The following is a 24,779-nucleotide window of genomic DNA, read 5'->3' as shown; positions in this document are numbered from 1 at the left end:
GAACGAAAGACCTACCGTACGTCCGCAAAGGGGGATGATTCATGCGCGATATTGCTATTACGACCGCCGCGATTCTGCTTGCCGGAACAGTCATGCCGACGGCAGCGAACGCTTCGACGCCAGCAGAGCGCCCCGACGAGGCAGCGCCCGAAAGCAACATTCCAGCCGGGGAGCGGCCGTACGAGGAGCTCGTCGCCCTATTCGCCGCTTTCCACGAATGGCGCACCCCGCAGCCGGTAGAGGGCGTCATCGACTACAGCCCATCAACGGTGGAGAGGCGCAAGGAGGAACTGCGGGCATTCCAGACGCAGTTACCGGGTTTTGCAGTAGCCGACTGGGATCGCCATCGGCAGGTCGACTATCTGGCAATTCGGGCGCAGATGGATCTTGCGGATTTTACGTTCAGCGTGACCAAGCCCTGGGCACGCGATCCTGGCATGTACGTCGACGAGGTGCAGCGCTTGGCTTATATTGAATTGCCACTGCAAGGAAACGAACTGAGTGAGTTCCAAGCGCAGATAAAGGTCATCCCCAGATATCTTGCTCAAGCGCGTATCAACCTTGATTCTGTCGCTGCGGACTACGCCGATCTTGCCATACACAGCCTTTCGCACGGCGATGGTGTCGGGCATGGCATGCCGTATCGTGCCGTAGAGCCTGAGGGCGCGATAGGCTGGTTTGCAGATCTTCGTGCCCGGGCGACTGTCCAGCAACCGCAACTGGTCGCCGATATAATCAACGCCCAAACGGCAATTGTTGAATTCAAAGACTGGCTGGTCGCGTCCCGCCCGGAAATGACGGCTCGGGCGGGAGTGGGACGCGAGGCATACGACTGGTTCCTTACCAATGTGCGGCTGATGCCCTACGATTCCGACCAGATCGTCACGCTTGCCGAGCGCGAATTGCAGCGCCACTGGGCAAACTACACTACCGAGCGTCATCGCAACCGCAATCTGCCCGAGCTGGAACTTCCGCTATCGGCCGAAGAGTACGAAGAACAGCTCGCCGGAACCGACGCGAAAATCCGTCAGTGGCTGATTGACGAGGAGATCGTCTCCATTCCCGACTATATTCCCGATAACTATCGGGAAATGGGATATAACGCGCCCTGGATCGTGCGACCGGACGGGCCAATGTTCTGGGAGCAGATCCAGTTTCGCGATGCATCACCCGATCATCTCCACGCAACCTTCCCGGGCCATCGTTTCGATGGAATTATGGCACGGCACGTGTCGCACCCCATCCGCCGCAACATAAGCGATAGCGGGCGCACGGAAGGTTGGGGGTTCTATCTGGAAGAAACCGCCCTTCAGCTTGGTCTCTTCGATGATCGACCTCGCACGCGCGAGTTGATCTATATCTTCGGCCTGTTCCGCGCGGCACGGACGGTTGGCGACGTCAAAATGCAACGCAACGAAATGTCCGTGGCCGAAACCATGGCGTACTGGCAAGGCTGGACGCCCTATCTCGACGAAAACGTCGCGCGCGTCGATGCCGGCATCTACATTCGCCGCCCTCCCGGGTATGGAATGACCTATACCATTGGTGCCATGCAGTTGCAGAAACTCTTGGCCGACCGGAAACGCCAACTGGGTGATGCCTTCTCGATCAGGGACTTTCACGACTATCTGATGGGAACGGGTCGTTTGCCCGTCTCGCTTCTCCGTTACGATCTGACGGGGTATGACGACGAGATTCAGATGCTCTGGCCTCACACTCCGCTTGCCGAAGTCTTGGGAAGAGACTGAACCGCACCGGGAAACGATCTCGCCAGGGCGATGGCGCGTGAACCCAGCCAGTTCCCCACGTCGGTATGTGGGTATTTCGAACCATACCGGAATGCTATCGGGGCTTGGGATGGACCCAATTCCCTCCGTGGCATGTTGATGACAGCCAACCATGCTAAGGCATTGGATATACTTGGCGTCCTACTTCGCAATCAATTTGCCAACACACCATTGGCATCGTCGCGATAAATGACCCCGTCCTTCATCACGAAACTGATCGAACGCAAGGCCGAGATATCGACCGTCGGATCGCTATCGACCGCGATGATGTCCGCAAGCAGGCCCGGTTGCAATCGACCAACTTGATCTTCGATCTTGAGCATCTTTGCGGTCTGCGTAGTGCCCGCCTGCAACGCTTCCAGCGGGGTCATGCCAGCCTGAACGTAGAGCTCGGCTTCCGCGACGGTTGCCGTGGTGCCGCTGTTGGGCTCAAACGGGAACTGGTCAGTCCCGAGTGCGATGTTGACGTCTGCCTTGATGGCATTCTGCAGCATCGCCCAATGCTGCTTGCCTGTCGACCTTACCCGTTCCAGATACCATTCGGGCGAGCCGATCTTGCGGAAGAATTCCATCGCTCCGGCTTGTGAAACCACAATCGTTGGCACCAACCAGATGCCCTTCTTTTCCATCGCAGCCAGATTTTCAGGAGTGAGAAAATAGCCGTGCTCAAAGCAGTTGATGTCGAATTTTATCGACTGTTCGGCCGCTGCTGGAGAACCGTTATGTGCAGTTACCGGGATACCGTTGCGATGCGCGACCTCGATCAGGGTTGAAAGCTCCTCATCAGTCATCGGTGCCGCACCAATGCTGCCGTGCGTGTCAGAGATGCCGCCAGAAATCGCTATCTTGATCCAGTCCGCGCCTTTCTTGATCTGCTCACGTACTGCCCGTGCAAGTGCGTAAGGCCCATCCGCTTCCAAAAAGCCGTGCCCGCCCGTTGGTACGATGATCTCCCCGGCAGTCTTGACGCGCGGACCAATGGCCTCGCCCTTCTGGATCGCACGACGAACAGCAAAATCGACCCCGTGTGTCTCTCCCACGAGTCTTACCGTCGTGACGCCTGCCAGCAGTGATTTGCGGGCGTTGTTAGCCATGCGGAGGGCGAGTTCAGGATCGGTTTCGTCTGCAAGTTCCGCGCCTTCGCTGCCGGGCAACACAAGACCAAAGTGAGTATGCATATTCATCAGGCCCGGGATCAACCACTTGCCCTTCATGGCGACCACCTGCGCCTCATCGGGAATCATGACCGAAGACGCCGGGCCAATCTCGGCAATCGTATTTCCGCGAATGACGACTACCGCATCGAGCACCGGAGCGCCGCCATCGACGTCCACAACATTAGCTTCGGTCAGGACGACGGTCTCTTCGCTTACGGTCTGCTGCACGGGTGCCGCATCCGGCACCGCCTGCGCACTCGTTGCCGCGATCGCGGCAAGCAGACCAACAAACGTCCGCCGGATTGTCGCCATTCTCATTATCGTCACTCCCGTTCGAAGTCTGTCAGGCTTCGGCCCATTGCTGCACGGCCCTTTCCATCACCGCCATGGGCATCGGCCCCGAGGTGAGGATCAAATCGTGGAATTTGCGAATATCGAAGCGTGCTCCCATCTTTTCGCGAGCTGCCTCGCGGCTCTCGACAATGCGCGTGGCACCGACCTTGAAACTGCATGCCTGGCCTGGATAAACCGAATAGCGGGTCACTTCGCGTTCGGTCGAAAGCGGCTGTTCGCCTGCGTTGTCGACCATCCACCGGATCGCTTCATCTTTCGTCCAGCGTTTGTGATGCAGGCCGGTATCCACCACGATGCGCGCTGAGCGGAACAATTGCGATTGCAGTTCGCCAATACGCCCGAAGGGATCGTCGTCGAAAATGCCGAGCTCTGCCGCTACCTGCTCGGCGTAGAGGGCATACCCTTCGGTATAGGCCGAAAATCTGACTATCCTGCGGAAGAGCGGCAAAGACGGTGCATGGGCAAGCACGCTATACTGGAAATGATGTCCGGGCACGGCCTCGTGATGCGTTAATGTCGGCAACCGCCAGAGCGAGTGTTCCGCAGGGTTTCGCAGGTTCAACGAATAGACGCTCGGCTCACCAGGGGCTCCTTCGCTATAGAATGCTCCGGGTGCTCCCGCCTCGACAGCAACGGGAATACGTCTGACGACGATTGGATTGACTGCAGTACTGCCAAAGGCTTCGGGCAGTCTGGCGGTTATATTCTCGACATGGCGGCGGGCAAGCTCCAGCAATTTCTCGCGTCCCGCATCGTCATTGCTTACCTTGAAGCGCTGATCCGCATTAAGAGCGGCAATGCGTTCGCCGACAGTACCCTGGCTCATGCCTTGGGCCTTGAGCAGCGCGTCGATTTGGGAAAGCAGCGATGCGCACTGTTCTAGGCCGAGCGCATGCAGATCGTGCGGCGCGATGTCTGTCGTCGTATTCGCCTGCACCGCGCTTGCATAATAGGCATCGCCGTCGGGCAGGCGCCAGACCCCGGCCGTATCGACCGCTTGCGCACGGACGGCTTCGAGCGCCTCGATCTGCCGGGTAAGCGCTGGCTGGATGATCTGCCGGAAAATCTTCGTCGCCCGCTCGGCATCGCCCCGCCTGTCGAGCGCCTCCATCCTCGCGATCGCGGGTGCGAGAAGCGCCGAGGCGAGCGGCGGCCCGTCGCGCAAGTTCTTGATTTGCGAGATGGTTTTCTCGATCACGAATTCGGGCGGAACCACCCCGATGGCAGCATCATGCCGAATGCGAGCGCTTTCCTGATCCAGCGCGATCGCGAGTCCGGAAAGACGGTCGAAATAGGCTTCCGCATCGGCCCCATCAGTGATCGGGTGGCGACTACCGATGAAATCGGGCAGCCAGTAATAGGCACCGTTCATCTGGCTGACGACATACGGGCTGGGCCGTAGGTTCAGATCTGCATAGCCGTAAAAGCCAAGCAGGCGATCCAGCGTTTCGTACACGTAGAGCGCAACGTCCCGATCAAGCGCGGCTCGCTGCGAGAGACTTTGAACGGGTACGGCTCTAAGCTGTGCCAAAGCGTCTTTGACCGCGCGCTGATCACGGTCACGCGCGGCCAGCGAGCGATCATCGAGCCTGGCCCGCAGATAGCCATTTGGGCCTATGTCGAAGTTTGCAGCCGTTGCTTCTTCGGGTGACCGGGCAAGAAACTTCTCGCAATGGCTTTGAAGCAGAGCTTCGAGCATAGCATCATTGCTGTGCGCCAGAGCACTCCCTGGGCGCGACGCGAAACCCAAAGCCATTCCGGCCGAAGCTGAAATCTTCAGAAATTTCCTTCTGTCACTCGGCACGACCCGATCTCCTCATGGTGCCGGTGGAAGACAAATCTCCCACCGGCGATTTCATTCCTTCCGGTATCGCAGCGCGTGCATTGCCGCGCCAGGCAGCTGGTCTTAGAACGAATAGCCTACGCTGATGCCGAACTCGCGGAAAGACGGCTCGACCTGCGAACCACTGTAAAACGCTTTCTCATAGGCGTTCGCGTAGTATTTGGCTTTGAACAGGTTCTCGACGTAGCCAACCACGCGAAGGCTGTCGTTCTCGAAGCCCAGTCGAAGATTCACATTATGATAGCTGGGGCTGAGGAACGGTTCACCGGGCACAGCCTTGTAGAGGTAATAATATGGGTTAGAGATCATCTTGGAGCGATAGCTCCATTCCCCGCGAACGAACCCCTCGAAAGAGCCGAGCGGGAGGGTGTATTGCGTTTGGGCACCGGCGGTCCATTTCGGGGCCGTGGTTAGCTGTTGCCCCGTGAGATCAAGAATCTGTCCATCGATCAGCGCGTTCGGATAATCCCTGTATTTCGACTTGTTGTAGCCAAGCTGTCCTGCGAGCGTCCATCGCGGTGTAAGGCTGGCGTTGAAGCTGCCTTCCAATCCGTAACTCTCCGCTGATGCAGCATTGGCGATACCGCTGACGCCACGCAGCAGGCCAGAGCCCGGATCGATGAACTGGAAACGGATCGTTTGCTGGACATCCTTCCAGTCCATGTAGAAGCCAGTGATGTCGACGCGTACGCGATTGTCAAACAAATCGAACTTAGCGCCCACTTCGTAGTTCCAGAGCGTTTCCGGATCGAATTCGTTGCGCAGTTGGGCCGAATTGCTGGTTTGGGTGCCGCCCGATTTGAAGCCGCGCGATGCGGTCGCATAGATCATGAGCGTGGGGTTCGGCTTATAGGTCAGTGTGAACTTGGGCGAGATATCTTCAAACGTGGCGGACCGATCGTTCGTGCCGGTGATGATCGTGTTAGAAGATGTCTGCGAAGTGTTCGTCACCTTTTCCCAAGAATAGCGTAAGCCCGCAGTGGCCGAGAGCTGATCGGTGAAGTTCAGAGTGCCTTGGGCAAACAATGCGAAGTATCGCGATGTACTGAAGCCTTCCCCACCCGTCACTTCAAAGCCTTCGCAATCGCCATTGGTGGAGGCGGGGCAAAGCGGGCTGTCCGCTCCATGGAAAGTCTGTTGATCGCTATCGCCGGTGTCCTTGCCGTAGAAGGCGCCGAAGCTCCAGTCGAAAAAATGGCTTCCGGTAGATTGCAAGCGAAGCTCGCCGCTCGTCGATTCGCGGTGCAACAGAAGATTTTCGTAAAAGAAATCTATACTGCCACCATCAACATCACCATAATTGAACAGATCCGATTCCAGATGGCCGGCAACGAGAGTGGCTTCGACCGGACCGAAATCCCAGACGGCGCGTGAGCTGTAGTATTCGAACGTGCTCCCGACCTCCTGCGGACGGTTGAAGTTCACTTCGTTGGTGTTTTCCGGGAAGAAACCGACGCCGTCGGGATCGGCGATCAGGCCGGCGGTTGCTCCATAATAGACCGCCGCCCACGTACGCGTGACAAAGCCGGTCGGCACACCGTTACGCATGCCGAGTGTCTCGTCCGAATAGCTATAGGTAAAGTCCCAGGTCAGGTTGTCGAGCGGCGTCAGGCGCGCCTGAATGCGACCGGTGTAGTATTCACTGTCGTTGCCGCCGCCGATCGGATTGATGTTGCGGATATACCCGTCGGACTTCTCGTACTGGCCAGAAGCTCGGATCGCGAGCAAACCCTCGACCACGGGGATATTTATCATGCCCTGTGCGCGCTTCGTGTCGAAGCTGGCATAGCCCAGCTGGGCATTAGCTTCGAAATAATCTACCGGCTTCTTGGTAACGACGTTGATCGCCCCCCCAACCGCGTTGCGCCCGAAGTAAGTGCCTTGGGGTCCGCGCAGCACCTCGACCCGCTCAAGGTCGACGATTTGCGGGTTGCTGGTACCGGCAACGACGCTGAATTCGTCGATATAGAAGGCGTAGCTCGACTGACGCACATCGGCATAGGGGTTCAGCTGGTTGGAAATGCCGCGGATAGAGAGATCCTTGCGATCGCGTGAGCCGTTGGATTGAAACGCGACGTTCGGCGTCATTGCGAAGACATCATCGACGCCGTTAACGTTTTGATCCTTGAGCTGTTCGGCCCCGAGCGCGGTGATGGAAATTGGGACGTCCTGGATCGATTCGCTGCGGCGCTGCGCCGTTACGATGATGACTTGATCCGTAAGGCCTTCGTCGTCCACGTCCTGTGCCGAAACCGGCGTCGCGACACCGGCGACTGCGACTGCGGGCAATGCCGATGTGAGCAGAATTGTGCGCAGCCTCCGCACGTTGATACTCGACCTCATGATCAGTCTCCCCTTTTGGAATTATCGAATGAAATGTGATTGCACCGATTGAAAGTCGCCCTGACCGGGGCATGAGAACGCGACAGAGTATCGATCAGCTCTGCCAGCACAGCGGTTCAACCCGCCTTTGTTCGGGAGTTAGCTCGGATCGGACCAGATCGATCGACGCAATAAGCCCATCTCGGACCGTGGCGTGACCTGCGGCCAACATGCAGCCGATGCCTTCGGTCCGGCGCGAGCGGATGACATGATATGTATATATCTTGTCATCCGCTGCGAAGACGACCTTGAAAGGCACCACGATCTCCACCTCGCCCCCCAGCGCCTGAATGTCTTGGAACCGCTCGGCCCATTGCGCCACGCCGGTGATCGATCTGCGCCCATTGAGCGTGAGTGTCGCATCGGGCGTGAAAAACGCGGAGAAGGCCTCTTCGGTATAGGAACCCGGCACGGTGTACGCACCGTTCCACCAGATGAACATGCGCGAAAGGATATCGATGGCCGGAGCCTCTTTCCCAGCACGGCGCTCAGGGTCCGAAGAAGGCCCCGGTGCCTTCTTCGACTCAGCATGAACCTGAGTGCTAAAACACAGCGTAGCAGCCACCAAACCGGCAATTGCAGTACGAACTCGCTTCATTGACCGAATTCTCCAAAGCGCCTTCGCCAAGATGGCACAGTGACGCGACTGCTGCGGAGTTTCAGTCAGTTACGAATTTGTTTCAATGACATCGAACAGTGGATTTTGTTGCGCCTAACGCAAATTAATGAGTGGGAAGTTCGTATGGAAATGCGCGGCTGCAACTACTGAAGCCCCGACAGGTGAAGTTTGATGATGCCGTTGCTGCTTCTCCCAAAGGCAAGGAGACCGAACCGGCGGGGAGAGGGAGCAGCTTCATCGATGCGCTAAAAGTGCACAATGCTGACAAATCGTTGCACTGAACGCAACATAGGAGATCATTTCACCCATAAGCAATTGTTCTATATTATTTTTCCAGAATTTCTCGCTCCAGATCCATACTGGAGGTTCACGGAAGCCACGCTACCATTCGCGGGATCATCGCGATTTGGGAGAAGCGCGTAATGTCTCAGCACAGTAAGTTTGTCCTGTCCCGAAGGCATGCCATGATGTTGATGGCGTCTAGTGCGCTTGTTCCCTCCATGGCCTTCGCGCAAACAAGGGACGCCTCCGCCCGCCTGCGCAGCCTGCTGGAATTGAGCGCAGCGCGTGACGCAAGGCTCCACCCACTGTCCAGCAAGCAAGTACATACCACGGCAACGGGTCCCGCTTTCGTCGATCCCTACTCTGACTTCTATCGCGATAGACTGAGTGCCTTTCGCCGCGAAGAGAGCGAAGCCCTCAAGGCGATCGATCGCACGGCGCTAAGCGCAGTCGAGGCCATCGCATACGACGTATTCGACTATTACCTGAGTCAGACGATTACACTGTTCGACCGGGGGCTGTTCGATGTGCAGACCCTTGCCCCCTTCGATGCGTCTTTCGGGATGCATGTGGAATTTCCCGATTACATGTCCGGAGGATCGGCGCGCTTCGATACTCTTGCGGACTATGGGCTGAATCTCGCACGCTTGGATGGGTTCGCCGCCTATATGGCTAACGTCGTGACCAAGGCGCGGGAGGGTCTGGCTGCTGGTTATCGCCAGCCGCGCGTTTTGATCGAGAATGTCCTGGGCCAGGTCGACGCGATGCTGGCGATGCCGATTGAAGACAGTCCGTTCTGGTTCGCGATAAAACGGATGCCCGCATCGATCACCGGTACCGATCGCAAGGAGCTCGAGAAGCTCTATCGTGCGAGGATCGAAAATGCGATCTATCCTGCATACGGATCATGGCGGACATTTCTGCGAGACGAATATTTGCCTCGGGCTTCATCGGAACCGGGGCGCTGGGCCATGAAGGACGGCAGCGCGCTTTATGCGTGGGAACTTGCCCGGCACACCACGACCACCAAAACTCCCGATGAAATTCATGACCTTGGCCTGTCTGAAGTGTCCCGCATCCGCAAGCAAATGGAGCAGGTACGGCAGACAGTCGGCTTCGAAGGCGACCTGAAGGCGTTCTTTGAGTACATTCGCACCAATCCGGAATTCTACTGTAAGACTCCCGAGGAACTGATCGATCGCTTCGAAGCGATTGAGGCACGCATTTGGCCGAACATTCCCCAGTTGTTTCATCACAGCCCGAAGGCACCTTTCGAAGTGCGGGCATTACCCGCGCTGGGTGATCAGCGGGGTACTGGATATTACCGGACAGGACCGCCAGACGGAAAGTCTCCGGGCATCCTCTTCTTCAATATGTCGATGCTCGACACGCGCCCGATCCCGACGCTGGAAACGCTTACCTTGCATGAGGGCATTCCTGGACACCACTTTCAGACGACGCTTGCACAAGAGGATGAGGCCCTTCCCGAACTCCTGCAGAAAGGCAAGGCCACCGCGTTCATCGAGGGGTGGGGTCTTTATGCCGAATCTCTGGGGCCGGAACTGGGCATGTTCAAAGACCCGATGCAGCTTTTCGGCCACTACGACATGGCCATGCTGCGCGCCGTGCGGTTGGTGGTGGACACCGGCATTCATGCGAAACGATGGAGCAGACAGAAGGCGATAGAGTTCATGCTCGCCAACACCTCGATGGCGCCGCGCGACGTCGCAGTCGAGATCGACCGATACATCTCTCATCCAGGTCAAGCCTGCGCTTACAAGGTTGGCGAATTGAAGATACGGGAGCTTCGAGACCGTGCTTCTCGGCGCCTGGGCAAACGGTTCGACGTGCGCGACTACCATCATCAGGTCATCGGCACCGGGTGTTTACCGATGGATGTACTGGAAACCAAGGTCGCGAACTGGATCGCGGCCGGCGGCGGGATGGCTGGCTCGTGACGGCGCGCGACTATCGGCACCGCTGGCTACTGCTTCTGCCCTTCCTTTGGCAGGTCGGCGGCGCACCGCTGATCAATGACATCGCTTGGCGACCTTTCTCGTTACCATTCCCGATGGTCTGGCAGCTTGTCGGAATCATCTTCACGACGATCGTCATCGCAGTTGTCTTCCGGCTCGATGAAAGAGCTGAAAAGGCCAGCGACGAGAAGCTGGACTGAACATGACCGTACAGATCTTTACGCTTGCGATCGTGCTGGGCACAGTCGTGGGAGCACTCCTCTACAGTCAGCGGCAGGCCCGCGTCGCTTCGATGACCGAATGGGCAGTCGGCGGCAGGCGTTTCGGCATCCTGATATTCTGGTTCCTCAACGCGGGCGAGATTTACACTACGTTCGCAGTGCTCGGGATTTCGGGCTATGCCTGGGCTTACGGTGCTCCTGCTTATCTTGCCCTGACATCGGTCTCGCTTTCGGCAGTGATCGGATATTGGCTGATGCCGCGCATCTGGGATGAGGGCCGCAAGCACAATCTCGTGACGCAAGCCGATTTCTTCCAGGAACGGTATCGCGCAAAATGGCTGAGCGTCGTCGTGGCTGCCGCCGGCATTCTTGCCCTGATCGTCTATGTTCAGATCCAGATCACGGCATTGAGCCTGATCCTCAGGCTGACGCTGGGTACGCAAGTGTCCCCGATTGCTTCAGCAGTTGTCGCCGCAGTTGCGATGATCGCGTTCGTTTTTCTTGCGGGATTGCGCTCCGCCGCCTTCGCCGCTGGCGTTAAAGACATTTTGATGCTGGTGGTGGTTGTCCTGCTGTGCGCCACAGCTGCATCCAAGGTCGGCGCATCTTCGATGCTTGATATCTACGCCCGCGTTCAGGACATCCACCCCACTATCGGCAGCTTTCCGGGTCTGCAGCCAGAAGCCGGACTGTCGACCACATGGTTAATGACCGCCGCGCTCAATGTTGCGTTGGGCAACTGGATTTTGCCGCATCTGTTCCAGCTTTGTTATTCGGCACAGGATCGTCGCACGATCCGACGCAATGCGGTTCTTCAGCCGCTCTATTCGCTGTCTTATTTCTTTATCATCATGTTGGGCTTTGCAGCATTGCTTGCTGAGGTCGATCCGCCAGGTGGTGATGCCAATGCGGCGCTGCTTACATTCGTGACTATGAACTACCCAGCATGGGCAATCGGGCTGTTCGCCGGTACAGCTTGCCTATTGGCCCTTGTTCCGGGATCGGTTCTCCTGCTGACGGCGGGGTCGCTGTTCAGCAGGAACATCTTCAAACCGCTTGTCCCAACGCTCGGCGAGCAGGGCGAATTGCTGGCATCGCGCCTCTCGCTGCTGGTCTTTGCAGCAATTGCCGTATGGCTGACGCTGGGCGCGAACCGCTCGCTCGTGGACATCGGGCTGTCGGCTTATGCAGCGGTCGGTATGCTTGCTCCCGGAGTGTATTTCGCGTTCCTGTGGAAGCGAGCCAACGCCATCGGGATCTTCGCCGGAATCGTCGCGGGGTACATCGCCTTGTTGCCCCAGTTCGCGCCGATGTGGGCCGAGCTTCTGCCTGGGTTCGAGACGGGGCTGGTGGCAATGGCGATCAATGCCATGATTGCCGCGCTCGTATCCGTACTGGTCTCGCCGGTCACTCCCGCTCCGCGTGAGGCAATGTCCACGATTTGAGGTTGTTTTCCAGCAGGGAAAGGAGCCGCGCCGGCGCACCATTGAGCTGCCGACCAAGCCGATGGATGAGACTAACCGTGGAATCCTCCAGTTCAGCATCAAGCAGGGGGCGAGCGACAAGGCTGCCGTCAGCGAGCTCCGCCAGAGCCGAAATGCGCGGCAGCACGGTAACGACATTGCCCGCCTTTGCGACGTCTCTCATCATCTGGATGGAAGTCGTCACCAGCATAGGCTCCAGAGCGATCCGGGCTCGATGCTCGGCCTGCGCAAGAATCGCACGGATACGGAAACCCTGCGGGGGCAGGCATAGCTGATATTCGGCGAGGGTGTTCAGGGAAACGGATTGCAGTTCGGCAGCCGGATGATCAGGGGCACACAACACCATGAGAGGTTCTTTCACCGCCAACCGGGTGCGCACCTTCGGTTCGTCCGTGACATGCAGAATCATTCCGATGTGGACGTCGTCTTCGAGGACCATACGGACGATCTGGGCACTGGGTCCGCTATCGATGACGATCTCGATACCAGGATTCTGGCGGTGAAACTGTGCGATCGTACCTGCAAACGCATCACCCATAAAACCTTCTCCGATGCCCAGAACCACACGCCCTGTCTTGACGTCGCGCAGCTCCTGCAGCTGGTTCACCAGGCTTTCGCGATCGGTCAGTTGCTTGCGATGAAATTCGAAAACGAGCTTTCCAGCCTCGGTCAGTTTGATCGACCGGCGTCCGGGTTCAATCAGGCTCATCCCGAATGTTCGCTCGAGCTGGCTGATCTGTCTGCTGATCGAGGACACAGCGACCCCGATTTTCTCGCTCGCGAGCCGCATCGAGCCTCTTTTCGCCGCTTCGTAGAAATAATTCAGTGCGTTATCCCACATGTGATTACCCTTTTCATGCACCTGCACCTCATTCTGAGCAAGTTAGACCATCGCCGATTTTGCAGAAAACGCAATAAATGTAACGGTTCATTGCTATTGCCGTGCAGAGAGCTTTCTCGCAACAGCGTACCTGCCTGGGATCAAGGCCGGAAAAGGTCGAATCGGAGATAGAGGGTTGAACAAGCGTGAACGTGTTGCTTGGCGGGGATATATTCCCGCGATTACGACACCATTCGATAAAGACCAGCAGCTCAACTTGAGGGCTTTCAGCGAATTGCTGACTTGGCTCGAGGCAGAGGGGATGCACGGACTGGTGATCGCAGGGACTACTGGTGAGTGGACCAGCCTTTCTCCCGAGGAACGTGTTTCCCTGTTCGCGACTGCGGGCGACACGCTCCAGGGTCGGATCCCGCTGATTGCTGGCTGCACAGCATTCACCGCAAACGAAGTCGTCAACTTCTCACAAGCGGCAGATAGCAGCGGGTTCGAGGGAATTCTCGTTACGCCACCGCCCTATATCCGACCATCGAACGACGAGATTATGGATTTCTATCGCGACGTATCGACACGCGCTGCACTGCCCGTTTGTGTTTACAATTGGCCTCCGGGAACCGGCATCGATATGGACATCGGCCTGCTAGAGCGGATCGCGCAGCTAGAGAACGTCGTCGCAATCAAGCAATCGACATCCGATTTGCGCAAGTTCGTGCAGACCTTTTTTGCTGTCAATGAAACCGTAAGGGTGTTCGGCCACTCGATGGATGAGCATGGTCTCGCACTACTCGAAGCGCGGGGCGGCGACGGCACGATGGGTGCCGGAGCTGTACTAGGAAGGGCACATCCCGATTTCTACAACCGCTTGTGGCAGGGCGACATAGATGGCGCGCGTGCCTGCGGACGCAAGGATCGCGTGATACTCGATGAGTGGTATACGCCGGAACTGGTCGGCCTTTTCGGATCGGGACCGGCAATTCTGAAGGCGGCGCTGAACGTCCAGGGCCTGCCTGGCGGGTACGTCCGCCGACCGCTGCATGATCTGGCGCAGGAAGATCTCGGCGCAATCAGGGAGACGCTGAACGCCATCGGACGTATGTAAGGAGCAATGGGAAGATCGGATGTTCTTATCGTGGGAGGCGGCCTCATCGGCTGCGCCACGGCATGGCGTCTTGCCCGCGAAGGAGCCAAAGTCACAGTTCTCGATTCCGGGGACTTCGGAATGGGCGCTTCCGGTCAGAATGCCGGATCGCTGCATTTCCAGCTTGAGCGCAGGTTCCTTGAGAACGGTGACGCCCTTGCCGAGCAGGCGACGCGTACGGCAGCACTGAACCGTCTCGCGATATCCGATTGGTCTTCACTCGAAGCTGATCTCGCGACGAATTTGCATATCACCATGAACGGCGGCCTTATGGTTGCCGAAACGGCGGAAGAATGCGCCTTACTGGAGCTCAAGATCGCGCGAGAAAACGCGGAAGGGCTGCGAACTAGAATGATCGATGGCCACGAGGCCCGCCAAATCGCGCCTTATCTGTCAGAAGCAATTTGCGCTGCCGGTTATTCGCCGGACGAAGGCCATGCCGACGCACGTCTGGTTACACATGCGATTGCCATCGCGGCAGACAAGACCGGCGCACTCCTGCGCCCTCGCTGCCGGGTGCAGTCCATTAGAAGGGTGTGTCGGGAATATGTTGTCAGGACCGCTGCGGAGCAATTCGCGGCCAGTCAGATATTGATCGCCTGCGGCGCCTGGACCGCACATGTGGCTGCCATGCTGAACCTGCACGTTCCGCTTTTTCCAGTGGGTTTGCTGATGAACGCAACCGAGCGCGTTGCTCAGGTCGTTCCGCATCTGGTTCAGCACGTTGGGCGGCGCCTCTCGATGAAGCAGACACACTCGGGGAACTTGCTTATCGGCGGCGGTTGGCCATCACGCATGGCTCTTGATGCGGAGGGCCGTTTTACACTGTATCGCCCGCCTGCCGTGATAGAGGCTTCGTTACGCGGCAACCTTCGGGTAGCCATTGACGTCGCTCCGATGGTAGCAACAATCAATCTTGTTCGCAGTTGGACCGGCATCACCGCGATCAGTGCCGATCAATTGCCGATTGTCGGCGAAATACCGGCCATGCCCGGGTGCTGGGTGGCAGGAGGCGGTTCCGCCTTCACGCTTGGGCCGACTTTCGCCCGCCTGATCGCGCAGTCGATGAGCGGGACAAAATGCGAGGAGCTCGAAATCGTCGCGCCTTCGCGTTTTGCGCATCTCAACAGCTTCATGGGGCAATGATGCGCCTGGATCATGGCATAGAGCGCGGAAGGCGTATCCAGATCATCCTCGATGGTGAACGAGTCGATGTCTTCGAGGGGGAGACGCTTGCAGCAGCCATGATCGAGCAGTCATCCGCGTTCCGAAGAGACAGCAACGGAATGGCCCGCGGAATGTTCTGTAACATGGGGACGTGCGGCGAATGCACCGTCACTCTGCTTCCAGGTGGGCAGCGCGTACGCGCTTGCCTGGTACCCGCCCAGGTCGGGATGGACGTGACCCGTGACTGACCACTACGATGTCGCGATCGTCGGCGGCGGACCGGCCGGGCAGGCAGCGGCGCTCACGCTGGACGATCTGAAGCTCAAGACCGTTGTCATCGACGAACAACCGCAGGCCGGGGGCCAGATATTGCGCCAGCCGCCGCAATCCTTCCGAATACCGGGCTGGATGGAGGACAGAACATACGCTCCCCTTGTGGAACTGCTGCGCCGGTTCGAAGCGCGAACCAGTATCCACTGGATCGGCAGTCATTCGGTAATTGGTCTTCGCCGCGAGCCCGACGGTCTGTTTGCGCTTACCATTTGCTCACCCGATGGCTTACGATCGATAACTGCCGCCAGAGTTTTGATCGCTGCAGGATGCCAGGATCTGGCGGTGCCCTTACCTGGCTGGACTTTGCCTGGCGTTTATTCGGCAGGGGGAATGCAGGCGCTTTTGAAGGCGCAGCGTATTGTCCCCGGCGAGCAGATTGTGCTTGCCGGCACCCACCCTTTGCAATTGCTTATTGCCGCGCAACTCGTGGAGGCAGGAGGGGGCGTTGCGGCCGTGCTGTTCTCCCAACCACATGGTACTATGCTCAAGGCCGGTATACGCAATAGCTTACGCGCGTTTGACCGGCTGAGCACGGCTTTTCCTGCGGTTCGCGCGCTTGCCACTTTGCGAAAACATGGTGTGAAAGTGCTTTACAACGCACCGATCCAAGCAATCTGCGGAACCGACAGAGTAGCGGCGGTACAGCACTCAGGCGGCGAAATCGCCTGCGATGCAGTTGGCCTGTGTTATGGCTTCGTAAGCCAATCGTCTCTGCCGCGGATGATGTCGGCCAAGATGCGCAGGGCAGGACCTGCTGGCGGGTGGGCTACGCTCTGCGACGAATGGATGCAATCCAGCATACAGGGCCTTTACGTCGCCGGGGAAACTACCGGAGTCGCTGGGGCGAATGCTGCTTTGGCGAGCGGAAACATAGCGGGGTTCGGGATTGGTGCAGAGCTCGGCGCAATCAGTCGGGACGAAGCGGCACGTCGTGTGGCCAGGCATCGGGCGAACCGTCGAAGCTTGCTTCGCTTTGCCCGCCTGCTTGACGAGATCGCCGATCCCCGACCGTTTTTTCCCGCCTTGCGAGACGATACGCTGGTATGCAGGTGCGAAGACGTTGCCTTCGCGCAGATTGGCCCGGTTTTGGATGGCAGATCGGCAAATGCGGTAAAGCTTGTCACACGGTGCGGGATGGGCTTGTGCCAAGGGCGTAATTGCGAGCCGACATTGTTACGTTTGCTCGACAATCCAAACGATCCTGGTTTCACCGCACGGTTCCCCGCCCGCCCAGTTCCGATCAGCGATCTCGCTACTTGACGCATTTTGCGCTGGGCGCAACGTAATCGCATCTTTTGCGCGATTGCAAACAAGCTTCGCCACCGTCAGTCTCGAACCGGAAGCGATACAGAGGCGGTCCGGTCCATGAGCGAATTACCTTCCAAGCCAAAATTTCTATCGGTCGATCACATATCGTGGACGGTTCGCGATCTTGAAGAAGCCATGGCTTTCTATTGCGAGGTGATCGGGGCGCAGGAACTGTTCCGGCTCGGTCCTCTCGATGCGGCGGATATGCCAAGAGACGAACAGGGACGTGACTGGATGGAAACGCATGTCAACGTGCCCAACGCAAAGCTGACGCTCGTGATGCTCAAGCTGACCGACAATATGAACTTCCAACTCGTTCAGTACGACAAACCCGTTGACCGACGCACTGACCTTCCCCGCAACTGCGACGTGGGTGGTCATCATCTTGGGTTGAAAGTTGACGACGTAGATCAGGCGGTCGCCTACCTGACCGCGAATGGTTGCAACGCGATGGAGACGATCTTGATCGCAGATGGACCGCTGGCGGGGAAGAAGAACGTCTATATGACCGATCCGTTCGGTCACACCCTGGAAATAGTGGATTGAGGGCGAAGCATGAGCATCGAGCGTATCAACCCGGACAGCCTCTATGATGCTGTGTCCTACGGTTTCTCCCATGCCAGCCTCCAAGATGGAGGAAAGACGATCCATCTTGCAGGGCAGGTCGCCTGGGACGCAGACCACAACATCGTTGGTCCGGACGATCTAGGGGTACAGACCCGACAAGTGCTCGACAATTTGCGCACTGTGCTCGCGGCGGCGGGCGCGACACCTGCGGATGTCGTCCGGCTACGCACATATGTAGTTGATCACAAGCCCGACAAACTGGGCATCATCGTACCCGAGATTGCCAAATTCTACGGGGAAGTCGATCGAGCTCCCAATACTCTTATCGGTGTTGCGGCGCTGGCGCTTCCCGATTTCCTGATCGAGATCGAAGCGACTGCCGCGATTTCTTGACGGTGTGACACACAGCGGTTCCCGGCGCTCGCTGCGGCTTGCGCATCGCCTAAAACGAGGGCCCATCGGCCCGAACACCAGGAGTGATGAGATGGCCACGGCACGCACAAAATTCAGGACTGCATTGACCCTCGTACTCTCTGCAACATTGAGCGCATGTGCGGCTTACCCGACCGAAGAAGCCGCAACGAATGCAGAAATGTCGATCGATCAGCTCAAGGCCGTTCAAGGTTACTGGGCCTATGATGGGCTGGTCACAACGCAAGGCCAGTCGCTACCGATCGACGGTGTCTTTCTCTTCGAAGGCGGAGTGTTTCTCCAACAAGCAGTGATGGGCGATCCTGCCGATCCCGCAGCGGAAGCGATGGCCCATGCAGGTCTCTATACGGCGACCGACAAAGGCGTCGATCTCAAGGCGCAGCAAACCATCTCGATTTCCGACGGCACGGAAACGCCTTTGTCGTTCCGCGCAAATACGGATCATCAACTCACCGTCACCAGATCGGACAATAATCTCAGGTTGGTATTTGGCAGCGGTACGGTGCAAACCTTCACCCGCATCGCATCTGGCCCGGCCAAGATTTACACATTCGACAACGGCAGGCTCGCCTTCATCGACAATCGCTTCATACTCGTGCTTGGCGATAGCACCGAAGCCGTCAGCGGCTATGGGACGTTCACAAGGTCTGGCGACAAGTTAACGCTAAACGCCGAACGCTGGGCGAGCGCCACGGGTACCGATGCAGATATCGCCGCAAACAAGCAGATCGTCGCAGATTTCGACGGCAACACCCTGATCATTGCACCCCACCGTTCCTTCAGGATCGTTGAGGACGATCGCTGATCGGGTTTCCAAGTTGCCGATAGGTCTGCTCGATCTTGATCGGGTGACACAACAATCTGATATGAAATATTATTCCAGGCGGCGAGCTTGCGGTGTCGCAAGCGCCGATAATCGAGCGTCCTTCACTTGATCCTTCCTCTTGGTTTGATGATGGCGGACGCCCTACCGAAGAAGGCGTCGGTCGGTGTTACGGTTTCGAGGCTCTCGTGGCAGCGCCGGTGGTTGTAGGGCTCGACGAAGGCCTAGATTTGTGCCTCGAGGTCACCGGGCAGGAAGTTGTTTTCGAGCAGCATTCGGTCTTGCCCTTGGGTCTGCGGATTGATCCGCGCGCTGCGCACATGATCCACCTGCTTGCCATCGAGATGACCCAACACAGAGACGATCTCCATGATGGCAGCGGCAAGCAATTTGCTAGTGCCGACTCTGATCTCGCGCAGAAAAGTAGGGGTTCATGCGCCGATATTTGGTCTAGAAGATTATTTTTGACCGATCGCGCCCTGAATTAGCTTCGTGCCGAGTATGTCTGAAGTTCGCCTCTAATCCGTTGAAAACTCTTATTGCCGGAGGAGCTGTTCTACAGCTTCCAAATCGAGAATCTTGTTCCGGAAGATCGCTTGAGGTGCTCGAACGAAAGGTTGGTCAATCTGGTCGCATCCGCGAACGCTTGGAGCCGTTCTAGAGTTCGGCCGGTCGGCCTTTGATCGATCCCGAGTAATGATCTAGATGCTGATCATCGGCTATTGCATCGGCACCCGGTCGCGTGGCCAGTGCCTTCATCGGTGCGACGTGCAGCGCCACCCTTCTGGCATCCTACACTTTCGGTGATCTGGTAACCGGTCCCGCCTCCGCAATGGTGTGGGACCGGGCAGATTATGCCCCTGCCATAACCGTGTACATGCTCATATTGCTTGTGCTGCTACCGTTAGCGGGACGTTCCGGATTGGGAAAAAGGCTGCCGCTTCATCGAAGCGGCAGCGCAGTGGAGAGGCTCGACCACTCGGCGAGATCAGAACCTCATCCGAGCTCCAATCGAGAAGGTGCGGCCATTGCTGTCAAAGAGACCGCCGCCGCCGCCCCAAACGAAGGGATGGTCAGGCGGAGCCACATCGAAGATGTTGTTGATGCCGGCAGAGATCCGGAACACGTCGGTCACATCCAGCGACACGTACAGGTCGTTGTAGATCCGCGAGGGTATGCTGTCGAAACCTTCTGGGTAAGATTCAGGACCCGCCTGCTGGTTGTCCGTCCTGGTCGCCGACCTGAAATTGGTGAACCAGCTCACGCGCAGCTTGTCGAGATTGTAAGTGAAGTTGGCATTGACCCGCCAATGCGGAAGGAAACTCTCCCCGGCGAAGATAAAGACCGTATCGGGATCGTCCGGATCGGGCTGGCTGTTGTTCTTGTGGAGGTAGGTACCATTCACACTGATCACGAAATCACCCGGCAGACCGCCGATGATATTATCGAGATCATTGAAGTAACGCACATTGAAATCGACGCCCGAGGCTTCGCGCTTGCCGAAATTGACGAAGGTATTTTCGACCAGCGAGATCTGGAACTCGTTCGGATGCCCAGCCGGAAAGCGTTCGGTTAGGCGGCAGAACGGGTTATCAATCGTCTCCGCATCGACACAGGCATTGACCAGGTCCTGCAGAGGCAGGGTCGAGATCGCCCCTTCCAGATCGATTTGCCAATAGTCCACGGCGATCGACAGATTGGGGATGAAACGCGGCTCCAGGACCCCCCCGATCGTCAGAGAATTCGCGGTTTCCGGTGCGAGGTTCGGATTACCACCGGTGCGCTGGCGCTTGGTGATGATCTGCGGATCCTCATATCCCACCGGAATTCCCAACGCAGCGCAATTGGCTGCGCGCTGGGGCGTATCCCCGATCCGGGATGCGTTACACGGATCGACTGGGTTGATCGCACCGATATCTCCGGGCGAAAACAGGTCGGTCAGTGTCGGCGCGCGGACGCTGCGCGAGCGTGACACACGGAAACGGATATCGGGGATCGGCGACCAGACGCCGCCCGCCTTCCACGTCCAGGTGCTGCCGAGGGGAAGGTTATAGTCGGAATAGCGTACCGCGCCTTCGATCTGAAGCTTTTCGAAGAACGGCTGCCCTTCGAGGATCGGCACGACCGTCTCGGCGAAGACCTCGGCGACCGCGAAATCCCCGTCTTCAGGCGGAGAGAAGGTTTGCAGCAGCAGCGATTGACGCCTGATATCGTCGCGGAACTGAACCTGCTCCTTGCGATATTCGACACCAGCGGCCAGTCCCACCGGGCCGGCAGGAAGGTCGAACAGTGAACCGGTAACCGTCGCGCCGGCCAGCTGCTGTTCGATTTTCGAAGTTTCGACGGGCTCGGCAAACAGCCACTGCCGGAATGTGGGATCGGTTATCTGGTTTTCCGGGCCCAATGCGCGCAATGGCTGGCAACCGGCGGCACGTGCATTCAAGTCGCGGCAGACCGGCGCGCCGGTAACCGGGTCGGATATCACGTCGAAGGCCTGCAGCAGGCGATCCGCGTAGACGGTATTGGTGACCCGCGCGCTCACCTTGGTTCGCCCGTATTGATAGAAGGCGTCGAAGTCCCAGCCATCGAACAGGGTTCCTTCGAATCCGCCAATCGCCGACACCACCCGCCTGGTGGCATAGCTTGTCCGACGCCCCAGGTCTTCTAGCGTACGATTGACCCCGATCGACGTGATCGGAGCGAGACGAGGGTTGTTCGCCGGATCGTCAATCTGTGCCTGAGTTAGAGGGATGACACTGTTCGGGTCGTCCATGAACGCAGTGACGCTGGGATGCAGAAGCGGATTATCGCGAGTTAGCCTGATGGCGAAGTCGCGGAACGGCAAGAAGGGTGCCTGAGCACCGCCATGAGCCTTGATCTTCGAAGCATCGAACTGACCATAGAACTGGACCGCCGGGGTGATGTCATAAGTGACGCGCCCGAAACTCGTGAAGCGTTCGAAATCGCTGATCAGCGTGTTGAAGTTTTCAAAACGGAACCCGTCGCCACCCTGTGCGCGAACATCGGCGAAACAGCCCGCAGCATAGCATTGCGCGCTGTCGTTCTGGATGGGCCGCAAGCCGTTGGCATCGGCAGTGAACCAGTTGAATCGAAGTGGATCCCCGGAGTTGAACAGCCGGGACTGGTCACTGTCCACGATGGTCCTGTCGAACGGAACATTGGAGTTGAAGAAGTAGAACCCGCCGGTGTTCGGATATGTCGCTGTAACCGTGTCCCGCACAACAATCCGATCGGGGATGCCATCGTTGAGGCCGGTGTTCAAGCGGTTCGTCCGGAATTGCGACACCCGCAGGCCGCGTGAGAAATCGCGGTCCCGACCATCGAGACGATCCGTCTTTGAATAGGTAAGGGCAAACACGGCATTACCACGACCGCCGCCGAAATTGCCGCCACCGACGATGTCGAAGTCGTATCCGCCACCACCGCCGAGTTGTTCGGGAATGCGCATCCGACCGGATAGCTGTAGCCCGTCGAAATCCTCTTTCAAAATGATGTTAGTGACGCCCACGACCGCATCGGCACCATAAATTGCTGAAGTTCCGCCCGTGAGAATTTCCACCCGTTCGACCAGCGCATTGGGAATGGCGTTTACATCGGCCGTGCTCGAAGTGACGTCCCCAGGTACGCGGCGCTTGCCGTTCACCAGCGTCAGCGATCGATCAACACCGAGACCGCGCATACTGATGAACCCGGCGCCGACATCGACACTATCACCCGTGTTCTGCAGGCCCGTACCCACCGCGATCGCCGGATTGCGTTGCAGGATGTCACTCAGGGCATTCTGGCCCGAGCTTTCGATCACCGTTGAATCTATGACCGAAACCGGCGCGGTTTGGTCGAACTCGTCACGGGCGATGCGCGAGCCGGTGACGACGATCGTGGCACCCGCATTCTCATCCTGCTCAGTAGTCGGCAGGACATCGACCTCTTCCTCCTCAGGCTCCGTGTCTGGCTTCTGCATCTGCGCAGCCGCACTCTGCCCGATCAAGGCCAGCGTCGCGGCACCGGCCAGCAAACCGGCGCGAACCGGGCGCCTCACATTTCTGGTACTCGATGACATTATTCCCCTCCCCTAATATAATTGTTCTTCCCGCTCTTGATCGCGAGCGGTGGTTACGTGTCGCTGTCGCGGACCTCCTCCGCATTTATCTTGCCCAACAACTCGACCGGATTGGCCAAGGTCATGGCGTTGGGGCTGTGGCTCTCCGCCTGCTTTCGAAGCGCTTCGAAAGTTTCGGGCGAGGCGTCGCCGCGCACATCGATGCGATAGCGAATGGCCGAGAAGCCGACCGGGGCGTTGCTCTCCATTCCGAGAAAGCCGTGAAGGTCGAGATCGCCCTCGACATTGATCGACAGGTGCTCGAGCTGAATGCCCTTCGCGGTCGCTCCAGACACGAAGGCCATCATCATGCAGGCACCGAAGCCCGACAGCAGATATTCCTGCGGATTGGGCGCATGGTTCGAGCCGAGAAGCTGACGGGGCTCATCAATCGACCACGAGAAATTGCGGCTTACGGTGTGCGGCCCGATCTTCATCGAAGAGGCTTCCGCAGAACTTCGTGCTCCGCTTTGCCATGCAAGCCTTACCCCGTAGGATGCTTCCGCTTCCTCAGGTGACGCCTTCACTTCGTTTACGAACTCACTCAACGCGCAGACGGAGATGTTATTATTCACGCGTTCGCCTCTCTAACTGGACGGATTTGATCGAATGCCTGGTCGAGATCGGCGATGAGGTCGGCCGGATCTTCAATTCCAACGGACAGGCGAACACATCCCGGCATGATCCCCATCTCCGCCCGCTGGCTTGCGGTGAAGCTGGAGTGGGATGAATTGAACGGCAGACTTACCAGGCTTTCGACGCCACCCAGGCTGGTGGCACTGCGCGCCAGGGTCATGTTGCCGACAAGATCGAGCGCGGCCGTATCGCCGCCCTCCACTTCGAACGTGACGTTCCCCGTCCCACAACGCATCAGTTCGTTCGCCAGGGCGTGATCGGGATGCGTTTCGAGCATTGGATGGAAGACACGCCGGACCTGAGGGTGCGCCTCAAGGTGAGTTGCGACCGCAAGCGCGGTTTCCGCATGCGCCCTCATTCGCACCGCAAGCGTTTTCAGGCCGCGCTCGAGAAGGAAACAGGCATGCGGATCGAGGCAGCCACCGAAATTGAGCATACGCGCCCAAACCTGGTCGATAAGCTTGCGACTGCCCGCTGCGACGCCGGCGACCAGATCGCTGTGCCCGTTAAGGTACTTGGTCGCCGAATGGACGACGATATCGACGCCGTATTCAAGCGGCTTGGTAACGATGGGAGTGGAGAAAGTCGCATCGACGACGAGGCGAACACCGTGCCTTTCGGCAATGTCTCCGAGGCGCCTCAGATCAACGACCTTGAGGAGCGGGTTGGTGATCGTTTCGAAATAGAGAACCTGCGTGTTCGGACGAATTGCCGCCTCGATCGCGCCATAATCACGCGGATCGACCAGCGTCGCACTCATGCCGACATTCGGCAGTTCCAAATTCAGGAAATTGTAAGTCCCGCCATAGAGTTCATTCGATGCGACGACATGCCCGCCGGGATCGAGCAAAGTAAGCAATGTCGTCGAGATCGCCGCCATCCCGGAGGAAAAGACAACCGCAGATTCCGCGCCTTCCAACGCTGCCAATTTCTCTTGAACCGACCATTGGCTAGGATTGCCGTAGCGGGTGTAGATGAACCGATCCCGGGCATAGCCTTGACCAACCGATCGATACTGATCCTCATTCAACAGAAAGGTGGTGGACTGGTAGATCGGCGTGCCGACACATCCAGTGACCGCCTCGTTGCCGCTACCCGCATGGACAGCGAGTGTCTGGTCAGCCATGCCGGTGAATTGATGATCGCTCAGATGCGGCCCCGCTTTCCGGGACCTGGTCAGCGAGTTCAGCCACGCTTGGCGATCAGGCCGTATGCCCGCAGCACCTTTATCGCCGCGAATGGGCACTATTTGGCGCGTGTCGGAGGAGGTATGCCCCATCGATCAGAGCCTTCGCGCCGCGCTTCGAGAAGA

At 58.1% G+C, this 24,779-nt stretch carries 19 protein-coding genes and 1 pseudogene; 11 read left to right on the top strand and 9 right to left on the bottom strand.

The annotated features are described in order from the left end of the window. Positions 1–41 precede the first annotated feature (41 nt). Positions 42–1,748, top strand: a complete 1,707-nt coding sequence (locus MUY37_RS02890) for a DUF885 family protein (RefSeq protein WP_499193912.1) — start codon at positions 42–44, stop codon at positions 1,746–1,748. A 191-nt stretch (positions 1,749–1,939) separates the two neighbouring features. Here MUY37_RS02890 and MUY37_RS02885 read toward each other — a convergent pair whose 3' ends face one another. From MUY37_RS02885 to MUY37_RS02870, 4 genes are all read right to left on the bottom strand, one after another. Next, positions 1,940–3,256, bottom strand: coding sequence for an amidohydrolase family protein (locus MUY37_RS02885; protein WP_499193911.1), 1,317 nt, complete (start codon positions 3,254–3,256; stop codon positions 1,940–1,942). Positions 3,257–3,287: 31 nt separating this feature from the next. After that, the gene (locus tag MUY37_RS02880; protein WP_499193910.1) at positions 3,288–4,997 is read right to left on the bottom strand and encodes a DUF885 domain-containing protein; all 1,710 of its coding nucleotides are present in this window, start codon (positions 4,995–4,997) and stop codon (positions 3,288–3,290) included. A gap of 207 nt (positions 4,998–5,204) precedes the next feature. Then, positions 5,205–7,484, bottom strand: coding sequence for a TonB-dependent receptor (locus MUY37_RS02875; protein WP_499193909.1), 2,280 nt, complete (start codon positions 7,482–7,484; stop codon positions 5,205–5,207). A gap of 94 nt (positions 7,485–7,578) precedes the next feature. Continuing rightward, complete coding sequence (locus MUY37_RS02870; protein ID WP_499193908.1) at positions 7,579–8,121, bottom strand: hypothetical protein; 543 nt, start codon at positions 8,119–8,121, stop codon at positions 7,579–7,581. A 485-nt stretch (positions 8,122–8,606) separates the two neighbouring features. Between MUY37_RS02870 and MUY37_RS02865 the strand changes: the two genes are divergently transcribed. From MUY37_RS02865 to MUY37_RS02855, 3 genes are read left to right on the top strand one after another with little or no spacing between them, the layout of a single operon-like run. Next, positions 8,607–10,382 (top strand): DUF885 domain-containing protein, encoded by a 1,776-nt coding sequence (locus MUY37_RS02865; RefSeq protein WP_499193907.1) that lies wholly within the window; start codon positions 8,607–8,609, stop codon positions 10,380–10,382. Next, on the top strand, positions 10,379–10,600 hold the full coding sequence (locus tag MUY37_RS02860) for a DUF3311 domain-containing protein (RefSeq protein WP_499193906.1): 222 nt from the start codon (positions 10,379–10,381) through the stop codon (positions 10,598–10,600). The genes MUY37_RS02865 and MUY37_RS02860 overlap by 4 nt, the downstream gene beginning before the upstream one ends. 2 nt (positions 10,601–10,602) lie before the next feature. Further along, the gene (locus MUY37_RS02855; protein WP_499193905.1) at positions 10,603–12,066 is read left to right on the top strand and encodes a sodium:solute symporter family protein; all 1,464 of its coding nucleotides are present in this window, start codon (positions 10,603–10,605) and stop codon (positions 12,064–12,066) included. Here MUY37_RS02855 and MUY37_RS02850 read toward each other — a convergent pair. Then, entirely contained in the window at positions 12,029–12,946 is a 918-nt protein-coding gene (locus tag MUY37_RS02850; protein ID WP_499193904.1) for a LysR family transcriptional regulator, read from the bottom strand. The two genes, MUY37_RS02855 and MUY37_RS02850, sit on opposite strands and share 38 nt — an antisense overlap. A gap of 175 nt (positions 12,947–13,121) precedes the next feature. Between MUY37_RS02850 and MUY37_RS02845 the strand changes: the two genes are divergently transcribed. The 7 genes from MUY37_RS02845 (at position 13,122) to MUY37_RS02815 (ending at position 18,693) form a co-directional block, all read left to right on the top strand. Beyond that, a complete protein-coding gene (locus MUY37_RS02845) occupies positions 13,122–14,042 on the top strand; it encodes a dihydrodipicolinate synthase family protein (RefSeq protein ID WP_499193903.1) in 921 nt (306 codons plus the stop codon). A 6-nt stretch (positions 14,043–14,048) separates the two neighbouring features. Further along, the gene (locus MUY37_RS02840; protein WP_499193902.1) at positions 14,049–15,227 is read left to right on the top strand and encodes an NAD(P)/FAD-dependent oxidoreductase; all 1,179 of its coding nucleotides are present in this window, start codon (positions 14,049–14,051) and stop codon (positions 15,225–15,227) included. Further along, positions 15,161–15,496, top strand: coding sequence for a 2Fe-2S iron-sulfur cluster-binding protein (locus MUY37_RS02835; protein ID WP_499193901.1), 336 nt, complete (start codon positions 15,161–15,163; stop codon positions 15,494–15,496). The genes MUY37_RS02840 and MUY37_RS02835 overlap by 67 nt, the downstream gene beginning before the upstream one ends. Next, on the top strand, positions 15,489–16,841 hold the full coding sequence (locus tag MUY37_RS02830) for an FAD/NAD(P)-dependent oxidoreductase (RefSeq protein ID WP_499193900.1): 1,353 nt from the start codon (positions 15,489–15,491) through the stop codon (positions 16,839–16,841). The genes MUY37_RS02835 and MUY37_RS02830 overlap by 8 nt, the downstream gene beginning before the upstream one ends. A 105-nt stretch (positions 16,842–16,946) precedes the next feature. After that, positions 16,947–17,435: a VOC family protein gene (locus MUY37_RS02825; protein ID WP_499193899.1), complete on the top strand. Its 489-nt coding sequence runs from the start codon at positions 16,947–16,949 to the stop codon at positions 17,433–17,435. A 9-nt stretch (positions 17,436–17,444) separates the two neighbouring features. Further along, positions 17,445–17,849 (top strand): RidA family protein, encoded by a 405-nt coding sequence (locus MUY37_RS02820; RefSeq protein WP_499193898.1) that lies wholly within the window; start codon positions 17,445–17,447, stop codon positions 17,847–17,849. Between the two features lie 91 nt (positions 17,850–17,940). Then, entirely contained in the window at positions 17,941–18,693 is a 753-nt protein-coding gene (locus MUY37_RS02815) for a hypothetical protein (protein WP_499193897.1), read from the top strand. A gap of 122 nt (positions 18,694–18,815) precedes the next feature. Here the strand turns inward: MUY37_RS02815 and MUY37_RS02810 are convergent. From MUY37_RS02810 to MUY37_RS02795, 4 genes and pseudogenes are all read right to left on the bottom strand, one after another. Beyond that, a pseudogene (locus MUY37_RS02810) lies at positions 18,816–19,049 on the bottom strand (IS3 family transposase); the annotation flags it as partial. 650 nt (positions 19,050–19,699) lie between these two features. Then, a complete protein-coding gene (locus MUY37_RS02805) occupies positions 19,700–22,792 on the bottom strand; it encodes a TonB-dependent receptor domain-containing protein (RefSeq protein WP_499193896.1) in 3,093 nt (1,030 codons plus the stop codon). Between the two features lie 53 nt (positions 22,793–22,845). Beyond that, positions 22,846–23,406: an OsmC family protein gene (locus tag MUY37_RS02800; protein WP_499193895.1), complete on the bottom strand. Its 561-nt coding sequence runs from the start codon at positions 23,404–23,406 to the stop codon at positions 22,846–22,848. Next, positions 23,403–24,593 (bottom strand): trans-sulfuration enzyme family protein, encoded by a 1,191-nt coding sequence (locus MUY37_RS02795; RefSeq protein WP_499193894.1) that lies wholly within the window; start codon positions 24,591–24,593, stop codon positions 23,403–23,405. Before MUY37_RS02795 ends, MUY37_RS02800 begins: the two co-directional genes overlap by 4 nt. Positions 24,594–24,779: the final 186 nt, after the last annotated feature.

The organism is Qipengyuania sp. ABI-127-1, from assembly GCA_022953095.1.
Taxonomy (GTDB): Bacteria; Pseudomonadota; Alphaproteobacteria; order Sphingomonadales; family Sphingomonadaceae; genus Qipengyuania.
This window is presented reverse-complemented; position numbering and strand designations above follow the sequence as displayed.

Excerpts from the sequence above, each read along its gene's own strand:
- MUY37_RS02890 (WP_499193912.1), top strand. The coding sequence starts at position 42 with ATGCGCGATATTGCTATTACGACCGCCGCGATTCTGCTTGCCGGAACA.
- MUY37_RS02885 (WP_499193911.1), bottom strand. The coding sequence starts at position 3,256 with ATGGCGACAATCCGGCGGACGTTTGTTGGTCTGCTTGCCGCGATCGCG.
- MUY37_RS02880 (WP_499193910.1), bottom strand. The coding sequence starts at position 4,997 with ATGCTCGAAGCTCTGCTTCAAAGCCATTGCGAGAAGTTTCTTGCCCGG.
- MUY37_RS02875 (WP_499193909.1), bottom strand. The coding sequence starts at position 7,484 with ATGAGGTCGAGTATCAACGTGCGGAGGCTGCGCACAATTCTGCTCACA.
- MUY37_RS02870 (WP_499193908.1), bottom strand. The coding sequence starts at position 8,121 with ATGAAGCGAGTTCGTACTGCAATTGCCGGTTTGGTGGCTGCTACGCTG.
- MUY37_RS02865 (WP_499193907.1), top strand. The coding sequence starts at position 8,607 with ATGATGTTGATGGCGTCTAGTGCGCTTGTTCCCTCCATGGCCTTCGCG.
- MUY37_RS02855 (WP_499193905.1), top strand. The coding sequence starts at position 10,603 with ATGACCGTACAGATCTTTACGCTTGCGATCGTGCTGGGCACAGTCGTG.
- MUY37_RS02850 (WP_499193904.1), bottom strand. The coding sequence starts at position 12,946 with ATGTGGGATAACGCACTGAATTATTTCTACGAAGCGGCGAAAAGAGGC.
- MUY37_RS02840 (WP_499193902.1), top strand. The coding sequence starts at position 14,049 with ATGGGAAGATCGGATGTTCTTATCGTGGGAGGCGGCCTCATCGGCTGC.
- MUY37_RS02835 (WP_499193901.1), top strand. The coding sequence starts at position 15,161 with ATGCGAGGAGCTCGAAATCGTCGCGCCTTCGCGTTTTGCGCATCTCAA.
- MUY37_RS02825 (WP_499193899.1), top strand. The coding sequence starts at position 16,947 with ATGAGCGAATTACCTTCCAAGCCAAAATTTCTATCGGTCGATCACATA.
- MUY37_RS02820 (WP_499193898.1), top strand. The coding sequence starts at position 17,445 with ATGAGCATCGAGCGTATCAACCCGGACAGCCTCTATGATGCTGTGTCC.
- MUY37_RS02815 (WP_499193897.1), top strand. The coding sequence starts at position 17,941 with ATGGCCACGGCACGCACAAAATTCAGGACTGCATTGACCCTCGTACTC.
- MUY37_RS02805 (WP_499193896.1), bottom strand. The coding sequence starts at position 22,792 with ATGTCATCGAGTACCAGAAATGTGAGGCGCCCGGTTCGCGCCGGTTTG.
- MUY37_RS02795 (WP_499193894.1), bottom strand. The coding sequence starts at position 24,593 with ATGGCTGACCAGACACTCGCTGTCCATGCGGGTAGCGGCAACGAGGCG.